This window comes from Fibrobacter sp. UBA4297 (genome assembly GCF_002394865.1).
Classification (GTDB): domain Bacteria; phylum Fibrobacterota; class Fibrobacteria; order Fibrobacterales; family Fibrobacteraceae; genus Fibrobacter.
The window spans coordinates 122,902-133,582 of sequence record NZ_DGUZ01000021.1; the positions used below are offsets into that span (position 1 = coordinate 122,902).

The 10,681-nt window shown below is 47.3% G+C and carries 10 protein-coding genes; 6 read left to right on the forward strand and 4 right to left on the reverse strand.

Annotated elements, in window-relative coordinates:
• Positions 1 to 52 precede the first annotated feature (52 nt).
• A complete protein-coding gene (locus tag B3A20_RS12520; protein WP_290765372.1) occupies positions 53 to 1,348 on the forward strand; it encodes an ATP-binding protein in 1,296 nt (431 codons plus the stop codon).
• A 345-nt stretch (positions 1,349 to 1,693) separates the two neighbouring features.
• Here B3A20_RS12520 and B3A20_RS12525 read toward each other — a convergent pair whose 3' ends face one another.
• The 4 genes from B3A20_RS12525 to B3A20_RS12540 form a co-directional block, all read right to left on the reverse strand.
• Positions 1,694 to 3,190: a PP2C family protein-serine/threonine phosphatase gene (locus B3A20_RS12525; RefSeq protein ID WP_290765374.1), complete on the reverse strand. Its 1,497-nt coding sequence runs from the start codon at positions 3,188 to 3,190 to the stop codon at positions 1,694 to 1,696.
• A 150-nt stretch (positions 3,191 to 3,340) separates the two neighbouring features.
• Complete coding sequence (locus B3A20_RS12530) at positions 3,341 to 4,018, reverse strand: hypothetical protein (protein ID WP_290765376.1); 678 nt, start codon at positions 4,016 to 4,018, stop codon at positions 3,341 to 3,343.
• Positions 4,019 to 4,084: 66 nt separating this feature from the next.
• Positions 4,085 to 5,080, reverse strand: coding sequence for a lysophospholipid acyltransferase family protein (locus tag B3A20_RS12535; protein ID WP_290765378.1), 996 nt, complete (start codon positions 5,078 to 5,080; stop codon positions 4,085 to 4,087).
• Between the two features lie 379 nt (positions 5,081 to 5,459).
• Complete coding sequence (locus tag B3A20_RS12540; RefSeq protein ID WP_290765380.1) at positions 5,460 to 6,392, reverse strand: hypothetical protein; 933 nt, start codon at positions 6,390 to 6,392, stop codon at positions 5,460 to 5,462.
• 73 nt (positions 6,393 to 6,465) lie between these two features.
• Between B3A20_RS12540 and B3A20_RS12545 the strand changes: the two genes are divergently transcribed.
• From B3A20_RS12545 to panB, 5 genes are all read left to right on the forward strand, one after another.
• Positions 6,466 to 7,281, forward strand: coding sequence for a hypothetical protein (locus B3A20_RS12545; protein WP_290765382.1), 816 nt, complete (start codon positions 6,466 to 6,468; stop codon positions 7,279 to 7,281).
• 31 nt (positions 7,282 to 7,312) lie between these two features.
• Positions 7,313 to 8,188 (forward strand): hypothetical protein, encoded by an 876-nt coding sequence (locus tag B3A20_RS12550; protein WP_290765384.1) that lies wholly within the window; start codon positions 7,313 to 7,315, stop codon positions 8,186 to 8,188.
• Positions 8,189 to 8,214: 26 nt separating this feature from the next.
• Positions 8,215 to 8,571 carry a histidine triad nucleotide-binding protein gene (locus tag B3A20_RS12555; RefSeq protein WP_290765386.1) on the forward strand — a complete coding sequence of 119 codons (357 nt, stop codon included), beginning with the start codon at positions 8,215 to 8,217 and terminating at the stop codon, positions 8,569 to 8,571.
• 95 nt (positions 8,572 to 8,666) lie between these two features.
• A complete protein-coding gene (recO, locus tag B3A20_RS12560) occupies positions 8,667 to 9,455 on the forward strand; it encodes a DNA repair protein RecO (protein WP_290765387.1) in 789 nt (262 codons plus the stop codon).
• A gap of 133 nt (positions 9,456 to 9,588) precedes the next feature.
• On the forward strand, positions 9,589 to 10,335 hold the full coding sequence (panB, locus tag B3A20_RS12565; RefSeq protein ID WP_290765389.1) for a 3-methyl-2-oxobutanoate hydroxymethyltransferase: 747 nt from the start codon (positions 9,589 to 9,591) through the stop codon (positions 10,333 to 10,335).
• The last annotated feature ends 346 nt before the right edge of the window (positions 10,336 to 10,681 follow it).

Below are 10,681 nucleotides of genomic sequence, written 5' to 3' on the forward strand. Positions count from 1 at the left end.
AAAAGTGCAATTTTCTCATCAAAATTCACACTTTTTTGTGTGTATTTTAAATATGAAGCGCAAAATCATTGAAAAACTGGTCGAATGGAAGAATTCTCCGTCACGTAAGCCCCTGATTCTTCAAGGGGCTCGTCAGACAGGGAAAACCTACACCGTCACTGAATTCGGAGCAAAATACTACTCCGATGTTGTTTACTGCAACTTCGAAAGAGACCCCGACCTTTCCTCCATTTTTTCGAACTTGGCACCAAGTCACATTCTGCCTAGATTATCCGCCATCAAGCAAAAAAAAGTGTTCCCTCGCGAAACGCTCGTCATTTTCGACGAAGTGCAGGCCTGTCCAGAAGCGCTCACATCGCTCAAATATTTTTGCGAAGAAGCTCCAGACATCCACGTCATAGCATTAGGCTCGCTTCTCGGAGTCGCTGTCAACCGAAACCAGTACTCCTTCCCCGTCGGTAAAGTCGAAATCATGGACATGTACCCACTTGATTTTGAAGAATTCTTAACCGCTCGCGAAGACGGTTTTCTCCTTGAGCAAATCAAAGAATGCTATGCAGAAAACAAGCCGCTAGAAGATGTCTTGCACAAAAAAGCGCTGAACACTTACAGAGAATATCTTTTTGTCGGCGGCATGCCAGCTGCAGTCAGCAACTTTGTACAAAACAGCAATCCACTCCAAACGGACATCATCAAAAACGACATTCTCGCCGCTTATCAAAATGACATGAGCAAATACAACAAGCAAAGCGAGATTGCCAAGACTCGACTTGTTTATGTAAGCATCGGAAAACAGCTCGCTAAAGAAAACAAGAAATTCCAATACAGAGGATTAAAACCCGGCGCACGAGCCAGCGAGTTTGAAAAAGCACTGGAATGGATTACCATCGCCGGAATTGCATCAAAAGTTTCTCGACTCGAACACATGGCATTGCCATTCAAGGCGAACGCATCCAACTCCGATTTTAAGCTGTACATGAGCGATACCGGACTGTGCTGCGCATCGCAAAACGCCACTTACGATGACGTTGTCTATGAAAATCCGTTATTCAACGACTTCAAAGGCGGCCTTGTTGAAAATTATGTTTATACGCAATTAAAAGCCAACCATCTTGAAACGTATTATTGGAACGAAAGCAATCAAAACGAAATCAATTTCATTATACGACTGGAGAATAAAATCATCCCCATTGAAGTCAAGTCTTCAACGCACAACAAATCGCAAAGTCTTAAAAGTTTCGTTTCAAAATACGAGTCGCCCTACAGCATCCGAATTTTTGCAAAGAATTTCGGCATCGAGAACGGAATCAAATCTGTTCCGCTGTACGCGGTGTTTATGGTGAGGTGAAGAAAGACTCTAACTTCAAAACAAGATTTTATTTAAATAGATTCCAATTTTTACCATTATATGCCATACTGCCATAGGAGCAACAAAAAGCATTGTTGTCCCATGTACACCTAGCGATCCACGAGCATTTGCAAATTTCCGTAGAGATTTCTATCGCTATTTGCGCCAATACTTCATCCAAGTAGGATGGATTAGAAAAGCTATTGCTGATCAGCAAAATACTCATTTAGCCGCATAAAGGAGGTAATACCAATGTCTAAGCATAACGGACAACCGCCCATCAATCCTCATGGAGCCGGATGGCCTTCTACTACAGGGGACAAATCCGGCGGTGGCCACGGCGCCCTACCCTTTGTACTTTATCACAAGCATGGTCAGGTCGTCGCTTTGTTCTGCGCCATTCACAAACTCGGACACTGCATGCGACATGGTATCCAGCAATTGCTGCGGCCCTGCAAACGCAGGCCGCTCGCGATTTTTGTCATCAGCATTCATTCCACCGTCGCCACAAATAGCGCTTTCGACACGCTTTAAGCCGAACAGCTCTGCGCTTGAATTCATCGCTTCGGTGAGGCCATCCGTATAAAGCAAAATCATATCGCCCGCAGCGATGACCGATTCCTGGATATTGTATTTTTTTTCTTCCATGACCCCGATAGGGATATTTGCGGTAACATCGAGATATCGCATATTACGTCCAGTAATGATAATGGGCTTTTCATGGCCGGCATTGCAGTAGCTCAGGCGCCCCGTTGCAAGGTCTAGCACACCAACAAAAAGCGTTGCAAACATTCCCGTCGTATTTCCACGACTGGCCATCGTGTTCATTCCCATCACAATGTGAGATGGATCATCGACTTTAGTTGCAATCGTGCGGAACACGGCTTGCGTCATCGACATCACAAGTGCCGCCGGGATTCCCTTGCCGCAGACGTCACCGATATTGAAGAACAGCTTGCCGTCACGCACAAAATAATCATAAAAATCGCCGCCCACCTGTTTTGCCGGGACCTGACTACCAACGATATTCAGGAATTCGCTTTCGGGCAGCGGTGGCGGAAGCATCGCCGTCTGGATCGCATTAGCAATGCCAAGTTCCCTGTTAATCAGGTCTTTTTCGGCACTGACTTTGCTTAACTTACGGACGCTGATGATGCTGCGGTACATGATAAAGCCAAGCACAAAGAGGCCGACAAGCTGAAGAATGATGACAGGGATGAGCGAGCGCTGCTGGTTATCGTACAGCTGCACAGCCATCGAAGAGAGTTCGCGCATCGGGACGTCGGCACCAATAACGGCAACGACACGTCCTTGAGGATCGTGGACTGGCCGCGAGAATGTAGACATCAGCGCCACGTAATAGCGGCTCATGTACGGTTCGCTCCAAGAACCGTTGCCATGCAAGCCCTCGCGGTACCAAGTGCGTTCCGTATAGTCAAATCCTATCACGGTGTCTTTTATTTCGTTGGTCGCATCGTCCCTAAACGTAAAATACCCATCGCGAAGGCCATCACTCCCCACACGATAGGCAAAATCGACGCCGACAATTTCAGGATGGTTCGCAACCACTCGTTGCAACGCCATATGCAATGAATCTTGCTGTTGTGTATCGACAAGGCGCTCCACTTCCGGCAGCACAGCCGCAATGGCGGCCTCGACTAATTCCTTGACTTCAAAGGTCCGGTTCGCAGAAGTAAGGTCTTGCTTAGCCATTTCCTTAATTTGTGCGGTAATGGCACGGCGTGTAGAAATGTACTGCACAGCGGTCGTCAGTTCGAGCAACAATGCAGCAACGACGAGGACCGTTACGCTCCGGATTTTTGTATGGCGGGATGTGTTCATAATACTGCGCCCCTCAACATGCCAATCTTGTAGTTTTATAATATATCTTATTTAGGGAAATAATTGTAATTTAGGTCCCAATTTTTATTATAAATGCTGATTTAGAACACACTTTTTGGCCCCAAAACGCCATTTTTACGATTTTTTAAGCTAGCCCAAAAGCCCACTATTTTGACGTTGGAACACAAAATAATATATCAAACTCCAGGCGCCCCACACGACGCAAAGCGCCATGCCGACATAGCCAACGGTATAAACGGCCGAGGCAATCGAGTCGCATTTTAAAAGCAGGCCTGTTTCTGAGAGGATAAAATTCCAGTCGTGGAACCCGTAAGGGGCTTCGGCGCCGGTGCCGCCGCTGATGAGTGTAAGTTTCATGGGGAGTGCGTCTTCAATATAAGGCGCCACGTCTATCAAGTTTTCGAACGCCCACCAAAGCGCAATGGAGGCGCCGAACAGGTCGCGAGGTTTAATCCACAGCGCAAAGCAGAACACGAGCGGCATAATTGTCTGAAACAGCGAACCACCAAGCGATGTGAGCACGGGACTCCCGAAGATTCTAAAAACAATGTGGCCGGTTTCATGTACAGGTAAATTTAAGTTGTGCAAAAACTGAGCAATCCAAGACTCATAACCACCTGCGATTGCCTGCAAGGTAAAGAAAGCCATCGCAAAGAGCAAGATGACGCGGACAGCAAAGAAATTTTCGAGGCCAAGCGGTTTGGGCAACAAGAAGAACTGCACCCAGGCAGGCCATTCATCAGGCTCGTTCAGCCAATCCAGGATTCGAGCAAGTAACGGTTTCTTTTTATGCGGAACAAAGGTCATAAATGTAACGTTAGTAAGATTTGTCGCAAGATGTGCCGCGATTATAACAAGATGCGCCGCAGGTCGCTATTCGCCGTAAAGTTCCGGCGTTTGGCTGTAGAATCGGCGGTGCGTGAAGCCGTACCAGAGATTCGGATTTTCAAGGATACGTTGTTCAAGCCACCTGTTGAATTGAGAGTTGACGACGCTCGATTGCGAAGGAGACGGCGCGGGGGAAGCAAGACGCGCGGGGGATGCGACCTGCACGCGTTCTACCTCAATCGCATGGAGCACACGAACTTTTTTTAAAGATGCGCATTTCAGAAATGCATCTTCCGGAGATGCGCCGCGCTCCTCCATCCAACAGATAAAAACAGGCGTTTGCGGACGGTGCTTGAGCAGAAAATCTGGCAGCGGATTCACGTTCGCGGGGCGACCGAGAAATGTTCCCGGGAGTGCGCTCGGGATGCGTGAATCCTGATCCGAAAGCAGGCAGAAAAGTTTTCCGTCATTCAGAATCCGCAAAAAATCACGAGGTGTCCGGGCATCCACGGAATAACTCCGGCCATCGACCGAACGGATTTTGCGTTCAAGAATGTTATTAAGCCACTTGGGCTTCACGGGTATATAACTTGCGACAAGCGGAATTCCAAGTCGACAAAGCCACGGCCCCATCGCTTCATAATTGCCGTAATGAGCCGTCAAAAAGATTCCACCGCTCCGCATTTTTTCAAGCACCGGAATGGCAGCCTCGTCAAGCGCAAAATCCCAGCCGTCCACGCTACACGGGTACTTCAAGAAGTCCGCGGGCAACCGCTTGAAGGTTCCGAAGCAGAATAAAAGTTCGCTTGCATGGCGAGTCAAGTTAAACAAGAGTTCGTCGTAATTGACAGGCACGGCAGTCGACACATTGGGAGTCGCTCTCGACGCTGTAGAAAACGCGTTCGGAATCGCTTGTGGAAATGCGCCGGCCACATGCTTCGCGTTCGCAAAAACAGTTCCCCGCTTCCAGCCCGCAAGCCGAAGCACCACGTAAGCGCTCCACGCAAAAACCGCCGCCATCATTTTACCAACAAAAACCATTACAGGTTAAAGATACGAAAAATATTATTGTTTCGGTCTTTCATCCTTGGCACCGACATAATTTCGCGTTTTGGCAACACTTTTTTTGCGTTTTGGCGGTGAAATCAGGAATTTTTCTTCAATTTCACCGCCACTTTTGTAGTTTATCTAAAATATTCTAGATCAAAACGAGCCGAGCAAGCCGTTCGTGGCGGTGTTTTTTTTGAAATTTTGCCCGTTTTCACCGCCTGCAAACGCCTCGTGAACCCTGCAAAAGCCACCAACGCCTCATTTTGGCACACACAAACTAATTTTTGGCGGTGAAATCGCGAATTTTTCGTTCATTTCACCGCCACTTTTGCATTTTCAGCCCCTCGTTCGCGCTTTCAGCCCCAAAACGTCACATTAGCTGTTCGAGCATTTTTTCCACCATCATGGAATTAAGCGGACGGTCGTGCGTTTCCGTGGTCATCACGAAGTTCTTGCCCATACAGAAGCCATTCTGCAAATACAATTCCATCTTGGAGGCCATGTTCTGGCAATACTCCGGCACATCGATCATCCCGAAATGCTCCCAGACGAACTCCTGGTGCGTCCGCACGTTTAGGCAGGTAAAATCCGGGTACACGACAATGCGCTTACAGCCTCGCACTCGCAATTCAGCATGGGTTCCGCCAGCACCGCGACGCCCCGCGCGTGCTCCACCAGCAGGGCCTCCCGCCCCACGCATCGCCCCCGTCTCATGCGCCCCCGCAAACAATTCATGCGGAAACTCGTAGCGATAAGGAATTCCCCTGCGGAACAGCGCATCCGCAATGATGATTTCGGACTTCGAACGCACGCGCTCGCCCCGCGCCGTCATCAGCACAGGCCCGTCCGCATCGAAATCGCGTCCAGCGTACTTCACCGCACTCCAGTGCGCCACAAAATCTTCATTAGGATACACAAGCGGAGTCACCAGCGAGCGCCGCGCCGGATGCAACTGAGCATACAGGTTTTCTGCAATAGACACATCGTACTTCACCACACACTTTTCCAAAGCAGCACGCAGCCTTTGAATTTCAGCCAGCATTTTAGCGTCGTAATCGCGCTGGGCAATGGCAGACGCAAGCGACATTTTTTCTTCCGGAATATACTCGCCTTTGCGCCCTGTCTTCGCCGTCACGCGAAAATACTGGAACCCACCACGATGCGGCGACACATTCAGCACTCCAGTCGGCGCACGCGAAAGCCTTTTTGAAAGCACTGCCTCGACAGACGACAATTCTTCAACACGCTCACGAAGCAGCGGCAAAAGACAATCTTTGGACAAATGTTCTACAACATTTTCCATAAAACTCCCCACTAAGTAATATGAACGGGCGTAAAATACAAATTTATTTCTACATTGACCAGCAGAGGCCAACATGATTTGCGAAGAGACCAAACCAGTCAACCCCGACACACAATCGCAAGATTTTCTCAACAAGGATTTTCAAGAGAATGTCCTGCGTGGAGAAAAACTGGTTGACAGATCAAAAAAATCGATTCAAACAATTATCTTGGCCGATTTGTTCATTTTCATGATGGGGATAACAACACTCAGTTTAGGTTCCAATTTTTTTGACAATCTATTTCTTATTATATATCCAATCCTATCCCTGTTCATATTCTTCATGTTATTTTCGACAGTTTCGATTTATTATAAATGGCTTTACCATATTTTAAGAAATCTTCGCAAATTTACAGAAACACGATTTTTTCCAAAGGATGCCGCAGTCGGTTCGTTATTCCCCGGCATCGGTCAATTCATGACGTTCTTCATTTTCAAAGACATCCTCACACGCCCAAAAGAAATTCTTGAGAAAAACGGAGTCCATTCCGCCCCCATACCAACACTCCTTCTCCTGACCCCGCTCATACCAGCCACCTTTCTTTTCCTGTTCTTTTTACTAACACTCGGGATGATAAAGAGTATCCAATTTTGGGCTTTTTTAGTCTTCACGAGTTTTTTCTTCCCTATTATAAGGTACGTCTTTATCTTCAAAGTCGTTTTCGACATATTCGCAATTATCACCCTGCTCATCTACATGAAGTTGGTTCAACAACCTATATTGAATGAGAAAGCAATCGCCCAATTGAATATCGGCAACATAAAATCAACCAATCCTGACAAAGAAATAAATCCAGAAATAAACGGCTCTCCTGCGGAGAATGACGTAATCCCACAAGATAACCCCTAAAGTTTTTCTACATTAACCAGCAGAGGCCAACATGATTTGCAAGAAATGCGGAAGGGAATACGAAGACGACATGCCGAAGTGCCTGTGGTGTGACGCACCGAATGACAACAAGGTCGATCCTTCGGGCACAAACCCGGCAGACGGAACCGACCCGGAGGAAGCAGCACCCCTCACGGAATGCGAAGTACGTGGCGATCAGGCGATATATTGGCTTAAGGCTTTCTTTTTCACCAGCCTCATCATGATTATTTTACCCATAACTGCTATATATTGGGAATCAACAAATGGTCCCTTAGAAATAAACTTACTGGGCATAATTGTCGGTTTTTGGGTTTGGCTCGTCCCTCTCTACATATCAGCACTATGCCCGCCGTTAGTCTTGTTATGGCCAGTCATTGCCCTAGCCACTCTTGCTTCATGCATCTTTCTAGTTATTTCCTTATGCAAGTGCATCTATCACTACTGCGGTTGGCTTCATTTTTCCGAAACAGAACAAAGTCATTTCTCGAAAATGCGGTTTTCACCTGATGTAGCAGTCATCCACACCGTAATTCCCGTTATTGGTCCTGTCTTTCAATATTTTATTTTTAGGGATTTGCTCACCCGGCAAAAAGAAGTGCTTGAAAGGAATCATCAAGACTGCAGGGACCTTCCCAATTGGCTGCTCCCCGTAATTTCAGCATCCGGCTTTATAATGCAGTCAGGATTATTGTCTATCTGCATTCTCAAAGAGTGGATTCCAATCGTGTGGTTTGCCAGCGTACTTTCTGGCATCATCCTTTTCGTAAGCTACATCAAAACCATTCGCGCCATCACCGCGAACACCAGAGCGCTGAATTCACTGACAACGAACGACGCACCCCGCGACGAAACAAGCAAAAACACCCTCCCGCAGGAGAATCAGTAAGCATTTTTACTACTATTTATAATACTATGAGTGAAAATTGTCTTTTCTGCAAAATCATCAAGGGTGAAATCCCCTCCAAAAAAATCTACGAAGACGACGACGTTTTCGCATTCTACGACATTGCCCCGCAGGCCCCGGTGCACTTCCTTGTGGTGCCGAAGCGCCACATCGCAACCATCATGGACATGAAGCCGGAAGATTGCGAACTCGTGGGCAAAATGCTTTACCGCGCACAGCTTATCGCGAAGGACCTCGGCCTCGAAGAGGGCGGCGCCCGTTTCGTGTTCAACTGCAAGGCAGACGCTGGTCAGACGGTATTCCACATCCATCTGCACGTCGTTGGCGGACAAACAATGGGCTGGCCTCCGTTCCCGAAGGACTAGACGAAAGAACGCTCGTAAAACTCGCTATAGACTAAAGACGAAAGATTTATAATGGGTTTACGCCTTTTTCGTCTCTCGTCTTTAGTCTCTCGTCTATGATAAAAACTCGCGCTATAGTTCTGCACCGCTTTCCGTACAGCGATTCTAGCTTTATCGTCAAGGCGCTTACGGAAGAAAGCGGGATTGTCTCGTTTATCGTGAAGGGCGGAAAGAAAAAGGAATCTCCGTTCCGGGGAGCCCTTGATCCGCTCGCGTTAAGCGAAGTCGTTTTTCGCCAAAATCCGAATACCGATTTGCAGTTCATCAAGGAAGCAACGCTTTTGGACTGGCGGAAGAACTTGCGCAACGATTTACTCAGCCTTGCAAAAGCGCAGGTCATGACCGAAATGATTTTGCGCTACGCCCCGCAAGGCGTCCCCCTGCAAGAAGAATTTGAGCGATTGGAGCAAGCCATAAGCGAATTCGATTCCGATTCACCGCAAGATTCGCCGACTCCAGAAGGTTCCGCGCACTCGTCAACATCGAGTGTTCCTGACAAGTCGCGCATTTTTGCGCAGTGGCTTTTGGACACTTGCGATATGTGGGGCTACAATCTAGACCTCACCACTTGCAGCCGATGCGGTCGCACACTCGAAAAGCCTGCCGCAGACTTTTTCCCCGAAACAGGCGGATTCGTATGTCAATCGTGTCTCGGTGTCGAGCACCCGCGTGCACGATTAGAAACGCTCAATGGGCTTTGGGCGCTGCAAACAGGCGGCAAAATCGAACGTCCTGAATTCACCGAGAACGCGCTCCTCACCTACTTGCGCCACCACATCGGATTCTTGAAAGAGATTCATTCCATAAAGTTCCTGAACGAAACAAGAAAACTGTTTGGTCAGTAGCCAATAGTCAATGGTCATTAGCGATTAACCATAACCAATGACTAACAACCAACAACTAGCTACTAAATAGCCATAACTTTACACTATTTGTATATTTGCCCATAGTTGAAAAAGTTTAAGTGAAGAGGTCATCATGTTAACTCCAGAAGATATCAAGGCGAAAAAATCCAAGAACGAAATGATTTCCATGATCACCGCTTACGACTTCGCCTTTGCAAAAATCGCAGAAGCCGCCGGAATCGACCAGATTCTCGTGGGCGATAGCCTCGCAAACACCATGCTCGGTTACAAGAGCACTCGTGAAATCGGCATGACCGAAATGCTCATCTTCGCTGCAGCCGTTTGCCGCGGCGCTCCGAACACACACGTCATTGGCGATATGCCCTACATGAGCGACAAGGATCCGCAAACCGCTTACGATAACGCCCGCCGCTTTTTGGACGTGGGCTGCTCCAGCATCAAGCTCGAAGGCACACCCGAAGGCGTGATTGAATTTTTGCGCAGCAAGGACATTCCCGTTTGCGCCCACCTCGGACTTTTACCGCAGACCGCCGAAAACTTCAAGCAAAAAGGCAAAACCGAAGAAGAAGCTCGCGCTATTGAAGAGGCAGCAAAGTTCGTCGACAGTCTCGGATGTTTCGAAATGGTTCTTGAACACATTCCCGAAGAACTTGGTGCAAAAATCACAAAAGAAGTCTCCGCACCGACAATCGGCATTGGTGGCGGCAAGTTCACAGACGGTCATGTTCTCGTGATGCACGATGCTCTCGGCATGCATCCGAACAAAATTCCGCCGTTCGCCACAAAGTTCGTAGATATGTATTCCGTTGGTGTTCAAGGAGTTAAGAAATACATCGAAAGTGTTAAGGCTAGAGTTTAGTTAGCACAAACTAACAAGTATGTTTTAAACAAATTAATTACTCTTGTTATTCAAGAAACCGGTCTCCAAAAAAGATCGGTTTTTCTTTTGCCTATAATTTCATTCAACAGCAATTTCTCCATAACAAAATTTTTCAAAAAAAAATTGAATTTTTATAAAATAAGTGTTGATTATTTGTGAAAAAGAAGTTATTTTTCTGATATCAACAAATAAATAACATAAAAGGAAGAAAAAAAAATGGCTGAAACAAAAGTTGCAAAGAAACCCGCTAAGAAGCCCGCTGCTGCAAAGAAGCCCGCTGCCGCTAAGAAGCCGGCCGCTGCTAAGAAGCCCGCTGCCGCTAAGA

Excerpts from the sequence above, each read along its gene's own strand:
- B3A20_RS12520 (WP_290765372.1), top strand. The coding sequence starts at position 53 with ATGAAGCGCAAAATCATTGAAAAACTGGTCGAATGGAAGAATTCTCCG.
- B3A20_RS12525 (WP_290765374.1), bottom strand. The coding sequence starts at position 3,190 with ATGAACACATCCCGCCATACAAAAATCCGGAGCGTAACGGTCCTCGTC.
- B3A20_RS12530 (WP_290765376.1), bottom strand. The coding sequence starts at position 4,018 with ATGACCTTTGTTCCGCATAAAAAGAAACCGTTACTTGCTCGAATCCTG.
- B3A20_RS12535 (WP_290765378.1), bottom strand. The coding sequence starts at position 5,080 with ATGGTTTTTGTTGGTAAAATGATGGCGGCGGTTTTTGCGTGGAGCGCT.
- B3A20_RS12540 (WP_290765380.1), bottom strand. The coding sequence starts at position 6,392 with ATGGAAAATGTTGTAGAACATTTGTCCAAAGATTGTCTTTTGCCGCTG.
- B3A20_RS12545 (WP_290765382.1), top strand. The coding sequence starts at position 6,466 with ATGATTTGCGAAGAGACCAAACCAGTCAACCCCGACACACAATCGCAA.
- B3A20_RS12550 (WP_290765384.1), top strand. The coding sequence starts at position 7,313 with ATGATTTGCAAGAAATGCGGAAGGGAATACGAAGACGACATGCCGAAG.
- B3A20_RS12555 (WP_290765386.1), top strand. The coding sequence starts at position 8,215 with ATGAGTGAAAATTGTCTTTTCTGCAAAATCATCAAGGGTGAAATCCCC.
- recO (WP_290765387.1), top strand. The coding sequence starts at position 8,667 with ATGATAAAAACTCGCGCTATAGTTCTGCACCGCTTTCCGTACAGCGAT.
- panB (WP_290765389.1), top strand. The coding sequence starts at position 9,589 with ATGTTAACTCCAGAAGATATCAAGGCGAAAAAATCCAAGAACGAAATG.